Origin of the sequence: Rhodococcus sp. H36-A4 (assembly GCF_027158005.1) — a bacterium.
In the GTDB taxonomy this organism is placed as follows: domain Bacteria; phylum Actinomycetota; class Actinomycetes; order Mycobacteriales; family Mycobacteriaceae; genus Rhodococcoides.
Map to the genome: position 1 here is coordinate 273,203 of NZ_JAPVLQ010000005.1, position 16,179 is coordinate 289,381.

A 16,179-nucleotide genomic window follows, 5' to 3' on the forward strand; every position below is an offset into this window, starting at 1 on the left:
GATAATATCGAGTGTTGAGGTCCCCGTCAAGGGGTTTCTTCTCTGATTCGCCTGTAGTGCAGTCGAATGCGAAACTCGCGTGCCTACGCCATGTCGCCGACATTTCAGCCGGAAGCCTGTTGGCCTGCGGTCGGCCGGCTCGCTCTTGTTGTGTGTTCATTCAGCCCCCGTGCTGAGCTCGCACCCTGTGGTCTTCTGTCAGTCCGCACTTGCTCGTGGTCGATCTGCTCGCGGCCTGTGCACGCCCTGGCTTCTATCGGCTGCGGGTGCTGATCGTGTCGTAAGCCCCACTCGCTCCGGCAAGCCCTCTCACTCCGGCAAGCCCTCTCACTGCGGCCGGCCCCTGTCTCTCACCCGCCAGTCTCGACTTTCTCCCTCCGGTCGGCCCCGGGGCTCCGGCCAGCCTCGACGTTCTCCTCCGCCCAACCTCGACGCATCGCGCAGCCCGGACTGATTGCGAACGAGCGCTCGCGCAAGAACCGCACCCCCGGCCATCACAAAGCCATCGCATTATTAACAAGCAAGCGTGCTTGCTTTTTTATCGATCAGATGTGAAACTTTCTCCATGGCCGACCTCGACTCGATCGTCGATGACCTCCGCGCCGAGGGTGATGCGCTCGACACTCTCGTAGCTGGACTGACCGAAGACCAATGGGCGACGCTCACACCTGCGCCGGGCTGGACCGTCGCGCATCAGATCGCGCATCTGTCCTGGACCGACAATGTTGCCGAACGCACCACCTCGGGGGCATCGGGGGACGCGACCGCTGCTGCAGAGTTCGACGGCGTGCTGAAGGCGGCATGGTCCGATCCCGCTGGTTTCGTCGACAGCGCCGCAGCGGAGGAGGCCGGAAATTCTGATCTTCTCGCGCTCTGGCGTACCCGCAGGCATGCCATGACCGATGCGCTGAAACGTGTCCCGTCCGGTGTGAAGATTCCGTGGTTCGGACCGCCCATGAGCGCTGCTTCGATGGCAACCGCTCGCCTCATGGAAACATGGGCCCACGGCCAGGACGTCGCCGATGCACTCGGCATCACCCGCGAGCCGACCGAGCGCATCGAAGCCGTCGCGCACATCGGCGTCCGTACCCGTGATTTTGCGTATGTGATCAACCAACAGACTCCGCCGTCCGAGCCGTTCCGAGTCGAGCTGACCTCCCCCTTGGGTGAGCTGTGGACCTGGGGCCCCGGTGACGCTGCTCAACGCGTCACCGGCTCGGCAGCGGATTTCTGTCTGCTGGTGACGCAGCGGGCGCACCCCGAGAATCTCGACATCGAGGCCGTCGGACCGGACGCTCAGCATTGGCTGACCATCGCTCAAGCCTTCGCAGGCCCTCCAGGACCAGGACGACCCAAAAGATGACAGTCAGAATCGGCAATTGTTCCGGCTTCTACGGCGACCGACTCTCGGCGATGCGCGAGATGCTCGAGGGTGGCGAACTCGACTATCTCACCGGCGATTACCTCGCGGAGTTGACGATGCTCATCCTGGGCCGTGACCGGGCGAAGGATAAGTCGCGAGGCTACGCGAAGACTTTCCTCCGCCAGGCCGAGGACTGCCTGGGGCTCGCGCTCGACAAGGGCGTCAAAATCGTCTCGAACGCTGGTGGCCTCAACCCGAGCGGCCTGGTCGAGGCACTCGACAGGCTCGGCACAGGCGCCGAAATCGCCTATGTGCACGGCGACGACTTGCTCCCGCGAGCCCAAGAACTCGGCCTCGGTAGTCCGCTCACCGCCAATGCGTACCTCGGCGCCTGGGGCATCGTCGAGGCCCTGAACGCAGGCGCCGACGTTGTCGTCACCGGGCGAGTCACCGACGCTTCCGTCATCGTCGGACCAGCAGCCGCCCACTTCGGTTGGAGTAAAACCGATTACGACTCTCTCGCCGGAGCCGTTGTTGCCGGGCACATCATCGAATGCGGTACGCAGGCTACCGGTGGCAACTACTCGTTCTTCACCGAGATCGCGGATATGTCGCGGCCAGGATTTCCGATCGCGGAGATCGAGGCCGACGGATCGTCCTTCATCACCAAACACGAAGGCACGTCGGGAGCGGTGAGCGTCGGTACCGTCACAGCTCAGCTGCTGTACGAGATCACCGGTGGCCGCTACGCGAACCCCGATGTCACCGCTCGAATCGACACTGCGTCGGTGTCACAGGTCGGAGCCGATCGTGTCCTGGTCAGCGGAGTGAAGGGTGAAGCGCCCCCGCCCACTGCCAAGGTTTCGCTCAATGCACTCGGCGGATTCCGCAACGAGTTCACCCTGATCCTGACCGGCCTCGACATCGAGGCCAAAGCCACACTTGCGCAGCAGCAGTTCGAGTCGTGGCTTCCGTCGCGGCCGACCGAACTCGACTGGACGCTCGTGCGCACCGACAAGCCCGACGCCGAGACCGAGGAGACCGCGAGTGCCTTGCTCCGGTGCGTCGTTCGCGACACCGATCCGAATGTTGTCGGGCGGCAGTTCTCCTCGGTGGCGGTCGAGCTGGCACTGGCCAGCTATCCGGGGCTTTCGGTGACGGCGCCTCCAGGGAACGGTGCGCCGTACGGCGTGTTCACCGCCGGTTATGTGCCGATCGGCGAAGTGCCCCACGTGGTCGTGCTTCCGGACGGAACGCAACGGGAAATCGGACCCGCGACCGAGACGCTCGAACTCGAACCGCTGACCGAACCGGAACTACCACCGGCGCGAGAGACGGAACCGACCATTCGCGTTCCACTCGGCACCATCGCCGCCGCACGCAGCGGAGACAAGGGTGGGAACGCGAACGTCGGTGTCTGGGTTCGCACGGACGACGAATTTGCTTGGCTGGCACACGCTCTGACAGTCGAGCAGGTCGCACTCATGCTGCCGGAGACCGCGGATCTCGTCGTCACCAGACATGTTCTTCCGAAACTTCGGGCCGTCAACTTCGTCATCGAAGGCATCCTCGGGGAAGGCGTCGCGTCGCAGGCTCGTTTCGATCCACAGGCCAAGGGGCTCGGTGAATGGCTGCGTTCGCGCCACATCGACATCCCCGAAACTCTCGTCTTCACAGGGACACTCTCATGACAATGTGGAACACTCCGGAGCGCGAACAACTCCGAAAGACCGTGCGTAGCTTCGTCGAACACGATATCGCGCCGTACCTGAACGATTGGGAAGCAGCGGGGGAGCTACCCCGCGAGCTACATCGGAAAGCGGCGGCACTCGGTTTGCTCGGCGCCGGGTTCCCGGAGAGCGTCGGTGGTGAGGGCGGGGATTTCGCCGACGCCGTCGTCATCTGCGAGGAAATCCACCAGGCCGGTGCTTCTGGTGGGTTGTTCGCGTCGCTGTTCACCGCCGGAATCGCGCTGCCGCACCTGGTGGCCGCAGGCGACGCCGAGCAGGTCGACAAGTGGGTTCGACCGACTCTCGCCGGCGAGAAGATCGGTTCGCTGGCCATCACCGAACCCGGCGGCGGCTCCGACGTCGGGCATCTACGAACAAAGGCCGTGAAAGACGGTGACCACTATGTGGTGAACGGCGCCAAAACATACATCACCTCGGGCTGCCGCGCGGACTTCGTCGTGACGGCGGTGCGTACCGGCGGCGAAGGGGCAGCGGGGGTGTCTCTGCTCGTGATCGAGAAGGACACACCAGGTTTCGAGGTGACCAGCAGACTCGAGAAGATGGGCTGGCGTGCCTCCGATACCGCGGAGCTGTCGTTCGTCGACGCACGTGTACCGGTGGGCAATCTCGTGGGGGCCGAGAACTCCGGTTTTGCGCAGATCGCGCAGGCCTTCCTCACCGAACGTATCGCTCTCGCCGCGCAGGCGTACTCCAGTGCCCAACGGTGCTTGGATCTGACTTTGCAGTGGGTCCGTGATCGTGAGACTTTCGGGAAGCCACTCATCGCCCGGCAATCAGTGCAGAACACCGTCACCGAGATGGCCCGCAAGATCGACATCGCCCGCGTGTACACCCGCAGCATCGTCGAGCGTTCGATGCAGGAGAACAACGATTTCATCGCCGAGGTGTGTTTCGCGAAGAACACTGCCGTCGAGTCCGGCGAATGGGTAGCCAACCAGGCGGTTCAGCTGTTCGGTGGCCTGGGCTACATGTGCGAAAGCGAAGTCGAGCGGCAATACCGCGACATGCGCATCCTCGGCATCGGCGGAGGCACGACCGAAATTCTGACCGGACTCGCAGCAAAACGATTGGGGTATCAAGCATGAGCGTGCTGAAGTCCACTCTCGACACTGCCTCCGCGCAGTATGTCGAGGCAACCGAGGCGATGAACACCAAACTTGCCGAGATCGATGCCGAGCACACCAAGGCACTGCTCGGCGGTGGCGAGAAATACATCGAGCGTCATCGGGGGCGCGGCAAACTCCTAGCTCGCGAGCGCATCGAATTACTCGTCGACGAGGACTCGGCTTTCCTTGAACTGTGCCCACTTGCCGCCTGGGGCAGCGACTTTCCGGTCGGCGCCAGCACCGTGGTGGGCATCGGCGTCGTCTGCGGCGTGGAATGCCTGATTGTGGCAAATGATCCGACGGTCCGCGGCGGCGCCAGCAACCCGTGGACGTTGAAGAAGGGATTTCGCGCCAACGACATCGCCACCCAGAACCGTCTGCCGGTCATCTCGCTCGTCGAGTCCGGTGGTGCCGATCTGCCGACGCAGAAGGAAGTCTTCATTCCTGGCGGGCGAATGTTCCGTGACCTCACGCAACTGTCCGCTGCGGGCATCCCCACCATCGCCCTCGTCTTCGGTAACTCCACCGCAGGTGGTGCATACATTCCCGGTCTATCGGACCACGTCGTCATGATCAAGGAACAGTCCAAGGTATTTTTGGCCGGACCACCGCTGGTCAAAATGGCTACCGGCGAGGACTCCGACGACGAGTCACTCGGAGGTGCCGAAATGCATGCCCGAAAGTCGGGTCTCGCAGACTATTTCGCCGCCGATGAGCAGGACGCCATTCGCATCGGTCGCAGTATCGTCGAGCGTTTGAACTGGAAGAAGCAGGGCCCGGAACCGCGCGCCGACGTCATCGAGCCCCTGGTGGATCCCGAAGAACTCCTCGGCATAGTTCCCACCGACCTGAAGATTCCGTTCGACCCGCGCGAGGTCATCGCCCGCATCGTCGACGGCTCCGACTTCGACGAGTTCAAGCCGATGTACGGATCTTCACTCGTCACCGGCTGGGCCGAACTGCACGGCTACCCGATCGGCATCCTCGCCAACGCCCGAGGCGTCCTGTTCAGTGAGGAATCACAGAAGGCGACGCAGTTCATCCAGCTTGCGAACCGCTCGAACACGCCACTTCTCTTCCTGCACAACACCACCGGCTACATGGTCGGCAAGGAGTACGAGGAAGGCGGCATGATCAAGCACGGTTCGATGATGATCAACGCCGTCTCCAACTCCACCGTCCCGCACATCTCGATCCTGCTGGGCGCGTCGTACGGCGCGGGCCACTACGGCATGTGTGGGCGAGCATTCGACCCGCGCTTCCTGTTCGCCTGGCCGTCGAGCAAGTCCGCAGTCATGGGCGGTGCCCAACTCGCGGGTGTCATCTCCATCGTCGGACGCGCCGCTGCCGAAGGGCGCGGCCAGGTGTTCGACGAAGCAGCAGACGCAGGCATGCGCGCGATGATCGAGAAGCAGATCGACGCGGAGTCGCTGCCGCTGTTCCTCTCCGGACGCCTGTACGACGACGGCGTGATCGACCCCCGTGACACCCGTACGGTAGTGGGAATGTGCCTCTCGGCCATCGCCTCTGCCCCGATCGAAGGCACCGCAAAATTCGGTGTCTTCCGGATGTGACGCCATGACTGTCAACTCGATCCTGGTCGCCAACCGCGGCGAAATTGCTCGACGCGTTTTCGCCACCTGCCGTCGGGAGGGAATCGACACGGTCGCCGTTTTCTCCGACGCAGACGCCGATTCTCCGCACGTGCGGGAAGCCGACGCCGCGGTACGTCTGCCGGGAAATTCCTCGGCCGAGACGTACCTGCGCGGCGAACTCGTCATCGCAGCAGCGATTCGCGCTGGTGCCGATGCTATCCACCCCGGCTACGGATTCCTTTCCGAGAACGCGGATTTCGCACGACAAGTGCAGGACGCGGGGTTGACCTGGATCGGACCGCCGGCCGAGGCCATCGAACTGATGGGCAGCAAGGTCGAGTCAAAGAAGATGATGGCCGACGCCGGGGTACCGGTGCTGACGCAGCTCGATCCCGCCGCGATCGGCGAGGACGATCTCCCGGTTCTCGTCAAGGCATCGGCGGGTGGCGGCGGACGAGGTATGCGGATTGTGCGTGAACTCGCCGCGCTGCATGCAGAAATCGAAGCGGCACAGCGGGAAGCGCTGTCGGCATTCGGTGACTCGACGGTGTTCTGCGAGCGATACATCGAAACCGGTCGTCATATCGAGGTACAGGTCATGGCCGACCGTCAGGGCAACGTGTGGACCGTCGGCGAGCGAGAGTGCTCGCTGCAGCGTCGGCACCAGAAAGTCGTAGAGGAGGCGCCGTCGCCACTCGTCGAGCGGGTTCCGGGTATGCGCACACGGCTTTTCGACGCGGCCCGCTTGGCCACCGAGGCCATCCGGTACGAGGGAGCCGGAACCGTCGAATTCCTGGCGGACGAAAGTGGGAACTTTTTCTTCCTCGAGATGAACACTCGCCTTCAGGTGGAGCATCCCGTCACCGAATGTACGACGGGATTGGATCTGGTCGCATTGCAGATCCACGTTGCCGGGGGCGGTTCGTTGCCCACAGACCAGCCTGACGCCTCGGGCCATTCGATCGAAGTTCGGCTCTACGCGGAGGACCCGTCGCAGGATTGGCAACCACAGAGTGGGCCGGTTCATCGGTTCGACATTCCGGGTGCGCATTTCGCGGTCCTCGAGAAGGCAGGTATCAGGGTCGATTCGGGCATCGAGAGTGGCAATGTCGTCGGCGTTCATTACGATCCGATGCTGGCCAAGGTCATCTCCTATGCACCCACCCGTGAGCAGGCGTCGAAGCTGCTGGCGAAAGCGTTGCAGAATGCGCAGATTCACGGTCTGAAGACCAACCGTGACCTCCTGGTCAATGTACTGCGCCATCCGGCTTTCGTGGCAGGGGACACCGACACTGCGTTCTTCGACACCCATGGGCTAGGTACTCTCGCTCGTCCGGTAGGAGGCACCCACGCAGTGCAGCTCTCGGCGCTCGCCGCCGCGCTCGCCGATGCCGCCGTCAATCGCAGTACGGCACGGGTCGAGAAAGGGTTGCCGAGCGGGTGGCGCAACCTGCCCTCCCAGCCGCAGCGGAAGTCCTATCGGATTGACGCGTCGTTGGGTGAGGTCGAGTCCGGTGATATCACCGTCGAATACACGCTCGGCCGGTATGGGCTCACGACAGGTCTGGACGGCATCACCTTGGTGTCCACTTCGCCTACGCGAGTAGTGCTCGACGAGAACGGTATTCGTCGGTTCTTCGACGTCGCACGATACGGCGACGACATCTTCGTCGACTCTTCTCTCGGGCCTGTTCGGTTGGTCAGGACACCGCGCTTCACCGACCCGAGCGAGGAAGTGGCGGCGGGATCATTGCTTGCTCCGATGCCGGGCAACGTCGTTCGCGTCGGCGCAGTAGCAGGTGACACGGTGACGGCCGGTCAGCCGATTCTGTGGCTCGAAGCGATGAAGATGGAACACACGGTCACCGCTCCAGCAGCGGGCATACTCACCGAGCTGAATGTCGAAGTGGGACAGCAGGTAGAAGTCGGCGCCTTACTCGCCGTGGTCACCGAAGTAGAAGTCACAGAAGCAGCAGTCACCGAAGCAGTAGTGAACGAAGAGGAGAGCATATGAGCTTCATCGAAACCGAGGAGCAGAAGGCGCTACGTACGGCAGTCTCTTCTCTCGGCAAGCGCTTCAATTACATCGACTATGTGCTCCCCAAAGCGCGGCGCGGTGAACCGCTGACCGAATTGTGGAACGAAGCCGGCAAGCTCGGATTCCTGGGGGTGAACCTTCCCGAGGAGTACGGCGGTGGTGGAGCAGGCATTTACGAGCTCGCGCTCGTGCAGGAAGAACTCTCTGCCCATGGGGCAGGTCTGCTCCTGGTTGTGGTGAGCCCGGCGATCTGCGGCACCATCATCGGTAAGTACGGCACCGAGGACCAGAAGCAGACATGGTTGACCGCGCTTGCCGACGGGTCGAAGATCATGGCTTTCGGTATCACCGAGCCCGACGCCGGATCGAACTCGCATCAGATCACGACCACGGCCAGACGAGATGGCGACGACTGGATCGTCAACGGCAGCAAGATCTACATCTCCGGGGTCGATCAGGCCGATGCCGTACTCATCGTCGCCAGGACGGAAGACAGCAAGAGCGGCAAGTTGAAGCCGGCTCTGTTCGTCGTGCCGACGGACGCCGAGGGATTCCAGAAGACTCGGATGCAGATGGACATCATCGAGCCGGATCACCAGTTCACGTTGTTCCTCGATGATGTTCGGTTGCCGGCCGACGCCCTTGTCGGTGAAGCCGATGCCGCGCTCATGCAACTGTTCGCCGGGCTCAATCCTGAACGCATCCTCGGTGCCGCGATGGCGGTCGGTATGGGCCGCTACGCGATCGACAAAGCGGTCAAATACGCGAACGAACGCACCGTGTGGAAGACGCCGATCGGAGCGCACCAGGGCATTGCGCATCCCCTCGCGCAGGTCAAGATAGAGCTCGAGCTCGCCAAGCTGATGATGCAGAAGGCAGCAGTTCTCTACGACAGCGGTGACGATTTCGGTGCCGCGGAGGCCGCCAACATGGCCAAGTACGCAGCAGCAGAGGCGAGCATCAAAGCACTCGATCAGGCCATTCAGACCCATGGCGGCGCGGGACTGACCGAGGAGTACGGACTGGCTTCGATGCTCGGCGCCGTTCGCATCGGCCGCGTTGCGCCGGTCAGCCGCGAGATGATCCTGAACTTCGTCTCGCAGCATTCGCTGGGTTTGCCGAGGTCGTACTGATGGCAGTGCAGGTTCATACCGCAGATGCGGTTACCACGCTGACCCTGGATGCACCGCACAATCGAAACGCGTTATCCACCGTCCTGGTCGACGAACTGACCGCCGGACTTGTCGATGCGGGCAAGGACATCGATATTCGTGCGGTCGTACTCGCGCACACGGGCAATACCTTCTGCGCCGGAGCCGATATGTCCGAGGCGGGCGGATCGGTCGAGAGCAGAACCGCTCAGATGCTCGGCTTGCTACGACTGATTCTGGAGACACCCAAGCCGGTCATCGGGAAGATCGATGGCCACGTACGTGCGGGAGGAATGGGACTCGTCGGTGCCTGTGACATCGTCGTGGCCGGGCCTGGCAGTACGTTCGCGCTCACCGAGGCGCGGCTTGGGCTTGCGCCGTCCGTCATCTCGCTCACTGTCCTTCCGCGACTCGATTCGCGAGCGGCGAGCCGGTACTTTCTGACCGGCGAGAAGTTCGGGGCCCATGAGGCCGAGGCCATCGGGCTGATCAGTGCAGCAGGCCCGGATCCCGAGTCGCTGATCGAGGAACTTATCGCATCGATTTCGCAGGCGTCACCGCAAGGGTTGTCGGAGTCGAAGTGGTTGACCACCGCTTCTATACTTGCCGAATTCGATCGTCGCGGCGAGGAGCTCGCCGCACATTCGGCGAGGCTGTTCACGTCGGCGGAGGCGCGAGAAGGGATGATGGCCTTTCTACAGAAGCGTCCACCGAGTTGGGCGATACCGAACACAGGGAAGAAGTAAGGAAGATGGCGTCGCCGCGTGAACCCAAACAGGACCGTAGTAGGGCCACGCGGTTGCGGCTGCTCGAAGCAACGATCGACTCTCTCGCCGAGCAGGGCTGGGGCGCCACGACGGTGAGCGTCGTGGCAGAACGAGCAGGGGTGTCTCGCGGTGCTACGCAACATCACTTTCCGACGCGCGAAGACCTGATCACTGCTGCCCTCGAGTACATGTTCGATACCCGAATGGAGCACGCCGGACGCGAAGCGGTGGCACTGCCGGTCGGTCCGGCAAGAACCGAGGCCGTGGTGGATCGGCTCGTGAACTACTACACCGGGCCACTGTTCAAGGCAGCGCTGCAGGTGTGGACCGCGGCCGCGGCGGATCCGGAGATGCGCGCCAGGGTCTTGCCACTGGAGGACAAGTTCGGTCGCGTCGCACATCGCACTGCCGTCGCACATCTCGGTGCCGACGATCGTGATCCGCAGACCCATCGGTTGGTACAGGCGACGCTCGACCTGGCCCGCGGCTTGGGGTTGGCCGATGTACTCAGCGACGACTCGCGACGGCGCGCCGAGATCGTTCGGGCCTGGGCGGGCGTCCTCGACGCGTCCCTTCGGATTCGCCAGGACGACACCGTGACCGCCCTACACAAGGGTTAATTCTTCCGACGGACATTCAGTAGAGTCCTGGGCATGCGGGGGAGAGTAGCCATCGGCCTGGCGGTGTGCGGCATTCTGCTGGCCGGCTGCGGAACCGGTGACGACGCGGCGCCGTCGAGCCAGGATTCGGCCGAGGCCTCCGCCGGCGAGCCTGGACCGTACTTCGGTCAGTGCGGTTCGGTCGCGGACGAGGAAGTGCGTGGAGCGTTCGCGGTGACGGCGTTCACGATGATCACCCGTAACTCGGTGGGATGCGAGTGGGAGGTTGCGGGTTTCTCCGGACCTTCGGTCAGCTTCTCCTGGTATCGGGGCAGCCCCATCGACCGTGAGCGCTCCGGTTCGGAATTGATCGGTAGGCCGGCCGAGGACATCGAGATCGACGGAAACCCCGGATTTTCGGCCGCCACGGAGGGTTACATGTGCGAAGTGGGCGTGCGGTTCGGCAAGGACTTCGTACATTGGTCGGTTTCGTACGGGGACCTGCGACCGTCGGCCGATCCGTGCGGTGTCGCCGAGCAACTCGCGTCTCTGACCGTCGAGAGGGCCCAGTGAAGAAAGCGTTTGTTCTGGCCGCCGCCGTCCTCCTCGCCGGATGCGGCACAACCGTGCAGGGGACTCCGCGGGCGGCAGGTTTCGACGGCTCGGGAGGTGGGGATCTGCCCAACCTGCTGACCGAATGCGATTGGGTTATCGACGACCAGATCGCGGCAACCGTCGGCGGCGACGCCATCGCGCGTGGATTCTTCGGAGCGATCTGCCGGTGGGATGTCATCGGCCCCAACGGCCTCGTGAAGGTGACGTCGAACTGGTTCGAGAACGGATCGTTGGCCATCGAACGCAAAACCAACGAGAAGATGATGTACAGCGTTACCGACATTTCGGTGAAGGGACGCAACGCAATTCGCAGCCAGCCACCCCAGGATCCCGACTCGTGCGGTGTCACAGCAGGCGGGCCCGACGCAGGCATCGTCGGGTGGTGGGTTCAGTACCTGCCAGGGTCGGGCCATCCGGACCCTTGTGCGGCAGCGACCGAGTTGATGGAACTGACTCTCGACCTGAGTCAGTAGATGTCCAAGCCCAGCCGGTAGCACAGCGGGGGTCGTTTTGACCCGAGGCAACGCCGCCGGGTATCGTAATGCGTCGTGTCCGGCATGCCCGGGCCGTCTGTGTGCCTATGCGAGGTACAGCCGTGCTCATGTTCGCATTCGAGCAAGCGATACGGCTGCCGTGTGGGGGTATGCGACACACCCGACTGCGGGGTGCAAGAGACCCGCGGAGGTAGTAAGGGTGAGGAGCAGTGTTCTCTTGCTCCAACTGCTAGATCCCTGAGTCTCGATCAAGATGAGACTCGTAACACGAAGAAAGCCGGTTCATGCCAACTATCAACCAGCTGGTCCGCAAGGGTCGCACCGATAAGGTGCGGAAGCTCAAGACCGCTGCCCTAAAGGGAAGCCCACAGCGTCGTGGCGTGTGCACTCGCGTGTACACAACCACTCCGAAGAAGCCGAACTCCGCTCTCCGTAAGGTCGCGCGCGTGCGCTTGACCAGTGCGGTCGAGGTCACTGCTTACATCCCCGGTGAAGGCCACAACCTGCAGGAGCACTCCATGGTGCTCGTTCGTGGTGGTCGTGTGAAGGACCTCCCGGGTGTGCGCTACAAGATCATCCGCGGCTCGCTCGATACCCAGGGCGTCAAGAACCGCAAGCAGGCTCGCAGCCGCTACGGCGCCAAGAAGGAGAAGAGCTAATGCCACGCAAGGGCCCAGCACCCAAGCGGCCGCTGATCAACGACCCGGTTTACGGTTCCCCGTTGGTCACGCAGCTCGTCAACAAGATCCTCATCGACGGCAAGAAGTCGACCGCTGAGCGCATCGTCTACCAGGCACTCGAGCAGGCGCGCGAGAAGACCGGCACCGACCCCGTCGTCACGCTCAAGCGTGCACTCGACAACGTCAAGCCGGCCCTCGAGGTTCGCAGCCGTCGTGTCGGTGGCGCCACCTACCAGGTGCCTGTCGAGGTTCGGCCCGGCCGTTCCACCACGTTGGCTTTGCGCTGGCTGGTCACCTTCTCGCGTGCTCGTCGTGAGAAGACGATGGTCGAGCGTCTCGCCAACGAGTTGCTCGACGCCAGCAACGGCCTCGGTGCCGCTGTGAAGCGTCGCGAGGACACGCACAAGATGGCAGAAGCCAACAAGGCGTTCGCGCATTACCGCTGGTGATGCTTGTCGGGAGGGTGCGGAGCTTCATAGCCCCCGCACCTCACCGGCGCTTTACCTAGTACCTGGCCCCGTGCGAGAACTGCAGCGCTGGACCAGCCCCACCTCTTCGACTTATAAGACGGGATGAATTCCGTGGCACAGGAAGTGCTGACCGACCTTAACAAGGTCCGCAACATCGGCATCATGGCCCACATCGATGCCGGTAAAACCACAACCACCGAGCGCATCCTGTTCTACACCGGGGTGAACTACAAGATCGGTGAGACGCACGACGGCGCGTCGACGACTGACTGGATGGAGCAGGAGCAGGAGCGTGGCATCACGATCACGTCCGCTGCTGTCACGTGCTTCTGGAACAAAAACCAGATCAACATCATCGATACGCCCGGCCACGTCGACTTCACGGTCGAGGTCGAGCGTTCACTCCGCGTGCTGGATGGCGCCGTAGCCGTTTTCGACGGCAAAGAGGGCGTCGAGCCTCAGTCGGAGCAGGTGTGGCGTCAGGCAGACAAGTACGACGTTCCGCGTATCTGCTTCGTCAACAAGATGGACAAGCTCGGTGCAGATTTCTACTACACCGTGCAGACCATCAAGGATCGACTCGGTGCCACGCCTTTGGTCATCCAGCTGCCGATCGGCTCCGAGAGTGAATTCGAAGGCATCGTCGACCTTGTCGAGATGAGCGCGAAGATCTGGCGCGGCGAAACCAAGCTGGGCGAGACCTACGAGACCATCGAGATCCCGGAAGACCTCAAAGAGCGTGCAGACGAGTACCGCACGTTGCTGCTCGAGACCGTGGCCGAGTCCGATGAGGCGCTTCTGGAGAAGCACTTCGGCGGCGAAGAGCTGACAGTCGACGAGATCAAGGGCGCCATCCGCAAGATGACGGTCAACAGCGAGCTGTATCCGATTCTGTGTGGATCCGCGTTCAAGAACAAGGGCGTCCAGCCCATGCTCGACGCGGTCATCGACTACCTGCCGTCACCGCTGGACGTCGAGTCCATCACCGGCCAGGCAGTCGACGATGAAGAAAAGTTGCTCACTCGCAAGCCTTCGTCCGATGAACCGTTCGCGGCTCTCGCATTCAAGATCGCGACGCACCCGTTCTTCGGCAAGCTGACGTACATCCGGGTTTACTCCGGTCACGTCGAATCCGGAGCTCAGGTCGTCAACTCGACCAAGGGCAAGAAGGAGCGTCTGGGCAAGATCTTCCAGATGCACTCCAACAAGGAAAATCCGGTGCCTTCTGCCGGCGTCGGTCACATCTACGCCGTGATCGGTCTGAAAGATACAACGACGGGTGATACCCTCTGCGATCCGCAGAACCAGATCATCCTCGAATCCATGAGCTTCCCGGATCCGGTCATCCAGGTCTCGATCGAGCCGAAGACCAAGTCCGACCAGGAACGTCTGGGAATGGCTATCCAGAAGCTCGCCGAAGAGGATCCGACCTTCTCGGTCAAACTGGACGAGGACACCGGTCAGACCGTTATCGGCGGTATGGGTGAGCTGCATCTCGACATCCTCGTCGACCGCATGAAGCGCGAATTCAAGGTCGAGGCCAATGTGGGTAAGCCGCAGGTCGCGTACCGCGAGACCATCCGCAAGACGGTCGAGAAGCACGATTACACCCACAAGAAGCAGACCGGTGGCTCCGGCCAGTTCGCGAAGGTCGTCATCAAGCTCGAGCCTTTCGAAGGCGAAGACGGCGCGACGTACGAGTTCGAGAACAAGGTCAGTGGCGGGCGTGTGCCGAAGGAGTACATCGGTTCGGTCGACGCCGGAGCTCAGGACGCCATGCAGTACGGCGTCCTTGCCGGGTACCCCCTGGTCAACGTCAAGCTCACGCTCCTCGACGGTGCGTACCACGACGTCGACTCGTCGGAAATGGCCTTCAAGGTCGCCGGCTCACAAGCGTTCAAGGAAGCCGCTCGCAAGGCCGGCCCCGTCATTCTCGAGCCCGTCATGGCCGTAGAGGTCATCACGCCCGAGGATTACATGGGTGAGGTCATCGGCGACTTGAACTCCCGCCGTGGTCAGATTCAGGCCATGGAGGAACGCAGCGGTGCCCGTATCGTCAAGGCACAGGTTCCGCTGTCGGAGATGTTCGGCTACATCGGAGATCTTCGGTCGAAGACTCAGGGCCGCGCTAACTACTCCATGGTGTTCGATTCCTACGCTGAAGTTCCTGTGAACGTCGCGAAGGAAATCATCGCGAAGGCAATGGGAGAATAATTTCTTCCCAGCTGGGCACGCTGTATCTGTTCCACCGCACGACCCCTGCAGCTCACAAGAGCTGTACGAGACAACCGCATTGCTGCATAACCGCAAGCACAAATCAGTCCAGGAGGACATAGTGGCGAAGGCGAAGTTCGAGCGGACGAAGCCGCACGTCAACATCGGAACCATCGGTCACGTTGACCACGGCAAAACGACGCTGACGGCAGCAATCACCAAGGTTCTGCACGACAAGTACCCGGACCTCAACGAGGCCTCGGCCTTCGATGAGATCGACAAGGCTCCGGAGGAGAAGGCTCGTGGTATCACGATCAACATCTCCCACGTCGAGTACCAGACCGAAAAGCGCCACTACGCACACGTAGACGCGCCCGGCCACGCCGACTACATCAAGAACATGATCACCGGTGCTGCGCAGATGGACGGCGCAATCCTGGTGGTCGCGGCAACCGACGGCCCGATGCCGCAGACGCGTGAGCATGTGCTCCTCGCCAAGCAGGTCGGCGTTCCGTACATCCTCGTCGCCCTGAACAAGTCCGACATGGTCGACGACGAAGAGATCATCGAGCTCGTCGAGATGGAGGTCCGCGAGCTTCTCGCTGCGCAGGACTTCGACGAGGATGCACCAGTTATCAAGGTGTCCGCACTCAAGGCACTCGAGGGTGACCCCAAGTGGGCCGAGAGCGTTCTCGAGCTCATGCAGGCCGTCGACGATTCTGTCCCGGACCCGGTCCGCGAGACGGACAAGCCGTTCCTCATGCCAGTCGAGGACGTTTTCACCATCACCGGCCGTGGCACGGTTGTGACCGGACGTATCGAGCGCGGCTCGGTCAACGTCAACGAAGAGGTCGAGATCGTCGGCATCCGCCCCGGCTCGACCAAGACCACGGTCACCGGTATCGAGATGTTCCGCAAGCTGCTCGACTCGGGCCAGGCCGGCGACAACGTCGGACTGCTCGTTCGTGGCATCAAGCGCGAAGATGTCGAGCGTGGACAGGTTGTCATCAAGCCGGGCACCACGACTCCCCACACGGAGTTCGAGGGCAACGCTTACATCCTGTCCAAGGACGAGGGCGGCCGTCACACGCCGTTCTTCAACAACTACCGCCCGCAGTTCTACTTCCGTACCACGGACGTAACGGGCGTTGTGACCCTCCCCGAGGGCACCGAGATGGTCATGCCCGGTGACAACACCGAGATGAACGTCGTGCTGATCCAGCCGGTCGCCATGGACGAGGGCCTGCGTTTCGCTATCCGCGAGGGCGGTCGTACCGTCGGCGCCGGTCGCGTTACGAAGATCCTCAAGTGATCTAGCATCACTCGAAGAGAGGCG

14 protein-coding genes are annotated in these 16,179 nt (G+C 62.4%); all 14 read left to right on the top strand.

The genetic code is table 11. From position 1 onward, the window contains the following. Positions 1-565 precede the first annotated feature (565 nt). Positions 566-1,363: a TIGR03084 family metal-binding protein gene (locus O1W68_RS15680; RefSeq protein WP_269305013.1), complete on the top strand. Its 798-nt coding sequence runs from the start codon at positions 566-568 to the stop codon at positions 1,361-1,363. After that, positions 1,360-3,054 (top strand): acyclic terpene utilization AtuA family protein, encoded by a 1,695-nt coding sequence (locus O1W68_RS15685; protein ID WP_269305015.1) that lies wholly within the window; start codon positions 1,360-1,362, stop codon positions 3,052-3,054. The genes O1W68_RS15680 and O1W68_RS15685 overlap by 4 nt, the downstream gene beginning before the upstream one ends. Further along, a complete protein-coding gene (locus O1W68_RS15690) occupies positions 3,051-4,199 on the top strand; it encodes an acyl-CoA dehydrogenase family protein (protein ID WP_269305017.1) in 1,149 nt (382 codons plus the stop codon). The genes O1W68_RS15685 and O1W68_RS15690 overlap by 4 nt, the downstream gene beginning before the upstream one ends. Continuing rightward, entirely contained in the window at positions 4,196-5,794 is a 1,599-nt protein-coding gene (locus tag O1W68_RS15695; RefSeq protein ID WP_269305018.1) for an acyl-CoA carboxylase subunit beta, read from the top strand. The genes O1W68_RS15690 and O1W68_RS15695 overlap by 4 nt, the downstream gene beginning before the upstream one ends. Before the next feature lie 4 nt (positions 5,795-5,798). Next, positions 5,799-7,829 carry an acetyl/propionyl/methylcrotonyl-CoA carboxylase subunit alpha gene (locus O1W68_RS15700; protein WP_269305019.1) on the top strand — a complete coding sequence of 677 codons (2,031 nt, stop codon included), beginning with the start codon at positions 5,799-5,801 and terminating at the stop codon, positions 7,827-7,829. Continuing rightward, complete coding sequence (locus O1W68_RS15705; protein ID WP_269305021.1) at positions 7,826-8,986, top strand: acyl-CoA dehydrogenase family protein; 1,161 nt, start codon at positions 7,826-7,828, stop codon at positions 8,984-8,986. The genes O1W68_RS15700 and O1W68_RS15705 overlap by 4 nt, the downstream gene beginning before the upstream one ends. After that, positions 8,986-9,750, top strand: coding sequence for an enoyl-CoA hydratase family protein (locus tag O1W68_RS15710; protein WP_269305023.1), 765 nt, complete (start codon positions 8,986-8,988; stop codon positions 9,748-9,750). The genes O1W68_RS15705 and O1W68_RS15710 overlap by 1 nt, the downstream gene beginning before the upstream one ends. 5 nt (positions 9,751-9,755) lie before the next feature. Next, on the top strand, positions 9,756-10,391 hold the full coding sequence (locus tag O1W68_RS15715; RefSeq protein ID WP_269305025.1) for a TetR/AcrR family transcriptional regulator: 636 nt from the start codon (positions 9,756-9,758) through the stop codon (positions 10,389-10,391). A gap of 33 nt (positions 10,392-10,424) precedes the next feature. After that, a complete protein-coding gene (locus tag O1W68_RS15720) occupies positions 10,425-10,943 on the top strand; it encodes a DUF3558 domain-containing protein (RefSeq protein WP_269305026.1) in 519 nt (172 codons plus the stop codon). Beyond that, positions 10,940-11,458, top strand: coding sequence for a DUF3558 domain-containing protein (locus tag O1W68_RS15725; protein ID WP_269305028.1), 519 nt, complete (start codon positions 10,940-10,942; stop codon positions 11,456-11,458). Before O1W68_RS15720 ends, O1W68_RS15725 begins: the two co-directional genes overlap by 4 nt. 305 nt (positions 11,459-11,763) lie before the next feature. Beyond that, entirely contained in the window at positions 11,764-12,138 is a 375-nt protein-coding gene (gene rpsL / locus O1W68_RS15730; protein WP_072805599.1) for a 30S ribosomal protein S12, read from the top strand. Next, positions 12,138-12,608: a 30S ribosomal protein S7 gene (gene rpsG, locus O1W68_RS15735; RefSeq protein ID WP_072805598.1), complete on the top strand. Its 471-nt coding sequence runs from the start codon at positions 12,138-12,140 to the stop codon at positions 12,606-12,608. Before rpsL ends, rpsG begins: the two co-directional genes overlap by 1 nt. A gap of 132 nt (positions 12,609-12,740) precedes the next feature. Beyond that, positions 12,741-14,843, top strand: a complete 2,103-nt coding sequence (gene fusA, locus O1W68_RS15740; protein ID WP_269305033.1) for an elongation factor G — start codon at positions 12,741-12,743, stop codon at positions 14,841-14,843. 121 nt (positions 14,844-14,964) lie between these two features. Then, the gene (tuf, locus tag O1W68_RS15745) at positions 14,965-16,155 is read left to right on the top strand and encodes an elongation factor Tu (protein WP_269305034.1); all 1,191 of its coding nucleotides are present in this window, start codon (positions 14,965-14,967) and stop codon (positions 16,153-16,155) included. Positions 16,156-16,179: the final 24 nt, after the last annotated feature.

Bases quoted from the DNA above. Each gene is read 5' to 3' on its own strand.
- O1W68_RS15680 (WP_269305013.1), top strand. From the start codon at position 566: ATGGCCGACCTCGACTCGATCGTCGATGACCTCCGCGCCGAGGGTGAT.
- O1W68_RS15685 (WP_269305015.1), top strand. From the start codon at position 1,360: ATGACAGTCAGAATCGGCAATTGTTCCGGCTTCTACGGCGACCGACTC.
- O1W68_RS15690 (WP_269305017.1), top strand. From the start codon at position 3,051: ATGACAATGTGGAACACTCCGGAGCGCGAACAACTCCGAAAGACCGTG.
- O1W68_RS15695 (WP_269305018.1), top strand. From the start codon at position 4,196: ATGAGCGTGCTGAAGTCCACTCTCGACACTGCCTCCGCGCAGTATGTC.
- O1W68_RS15700 (WP_269305019.1), top strand. From the start codon at position 5,799: ATGACTGTCAACTCGATCCTGGTCGCCAACCGCGGCGAAATTGCTCGA.
- O1W68_RS15705 (WP_269305021.1), top strand. From the start codon at position 7,826: ATGAGCTTCATCGAAACCGAGGAGCAGAAGGCGCTACGTACGGCAGTC.
- O1W68_RS15710 (WP_269305023.1), top strand. From the start codon at position 8,986: ATGGCAGTGCAGGTTCATACCGCAGATGCGGTTACCACGCTGACCCTG.
- O1W68_RS15715 (WP_269305025.1), top strand. From the start codon at position 9,756: ATGGCGTCGCCGCGTGAACCCAAACAGGACCGTAGTAGGGCCACGCGG.
- O1W68_RS15720 (WP_269305026.1), top strand. From the start codon at position 10,425: ATGCGGGGGAGAGTAGCCATCGGCCTGGCGGTGTGCGGCATTCTGCTG.
- rpsL (WP_072805599.1), top strand. From the start codon at position 11,764: ATGCCAACTATCAACCAGCTGGTCCGCAAGGGTCGCACCGATAAGGTG.
- rpsG (WP_072805598.1), top strand. From the start codon at position 12,138: ATGCCACGCAAGGGCCCAGCACCCAAGCGGCCGCTGATCAACGACCCG.